At 63.3% G+C, this 1,422-nt stretch carries 1 protein-coding gene; it reads right to left on the bottom strand.

Features of this window, described 5'->3' with window-relative positions; genetic code table 11:
- The coding region (gene ushA / locus AC4FAH_RS14220) for a bifunctional UDP-sugar hydrolase/5'-nucleotidase UshA (protein WP_490246276.1) at window positions 1-1,422 on the bottom strand (1,422 nt) is incomplete at both ends.

Here is a 1,422-nt window from a genome sequence, read left to right as displayed (position 1 = left end):
CGCGACGTCGATCGGGCTCTGCTCGGCAAGGTAGGCCTTGAGCACATCGGCATCGACGAAGCCGGTATCCAGGTAACCCGGCAGGTCAGTGACCTTCGGATAGCCATCCCCGCCGGCGGCATTGAAGCTCGGGACGGTGAAGCGATACTGGGCGTCCATGGCCAATGGCTGGCCCTGAATCATCACGTCGGAGACGCTGCCTTCCTCGCGATTGACGCGCAGGCTGACGCCGGCGAACTGGGCATAGGCGCCGGAGTCCACCGGTTGGGTGGCCACCGCCTCGAGATACTCGAGCACCTCGCTACCTGACATGGTCACGACCCCCACGGTGTTGCCGAAGGGCAGCACGGTCAGCACATCCTTGTAGGTGATCTCGCCCGCGGGCAGGGAGGCGCGCACGCCACCTGCGTTCATCACGCCGAAGTCGGCCTTGCCGGCCTGCATGGCGGCGGTGGCGATCAGACGTCCTAGGTTGGTCTGGGCAAAGCGCACCACATCGCGATCACCTTCCAGCTTGCCGTTGCTCTGTGCGACCGTGACGTTGAGCTGCGCCTGGCCCTTTTCCTGATAGGGGCGCAGGAATTCGCGCAGTTCGCTGTCCTCGGCAATTTCCTCCGCGACCAGCACCTTCCTGCGCTCGCCATTCTCCTCGACGGTCTTCTTGAGATTCACCGGAATCAGCTGATAGTTGACCATGGTCAGCTCGCCATTGCGGAACTCGTAATCGGCGCGTCCCACGTACTTGCCCCATTCATGCGCCTGCACGATGTAGGTGCCGTTCTGGCGGTCCGGCTGGCAATCATCGCCGGGCGCAAAGTCCGCCATCCGGTTGGCGCCCTCCATGCAGACCGGCTCCTGGGAGTGGCCACCGACGATCATGTCCAGTTCGCCGTAGGGCAGATAGCGCGCCAGCGAGACATCGCCCGGCGCATTGATGCCATGCTCGGCATTCTGATAGTGGCCCATGTGGGTGACGGCGAAGATCAGGTCCGGCTGCTCATGCTCGTTGAGCTCCTCGATGGCCTTGCGCGCCTCTTCCTTGGGGTCACGGAAGTCGAGATTGCTGAAGTATTCGGGGTTGCCGATACGCACGGTGTCTTCGGTGGTCAGGCCGATCACCGCGATCTGGATGCCATGCTCATCGAAGATCTTCCAGGGCGCGAACAGGCGCTCGCCGGTGGTCTTGTCATAGATATTGGCGGCCAGCATCGGGAAGTCGGCCCAGTCGCGCTGCTTGAGCAGCACCTCCAGCGGGTTGTCGAATTCATGGTTGCCCACCGCCATGGCGTCGTAGCCGATGCGGTTCATGCCCTTGAAGTCGGGTTCGGCCTGCTGGAGATCGGATTCCGGCACGCCGGTATTGATGTCGCCACCCGACAGCAGCAGCACGCTGCCGCCTGCGGATTCCACCTCGGCGCGGAT

This window comes from Cobetia sp. (assembly GCF_983723665.1).
Note: the sequence above shows the minus strand (reverse complement) of the source record. Positions and strands in the feature narration are given on the sequence as shown.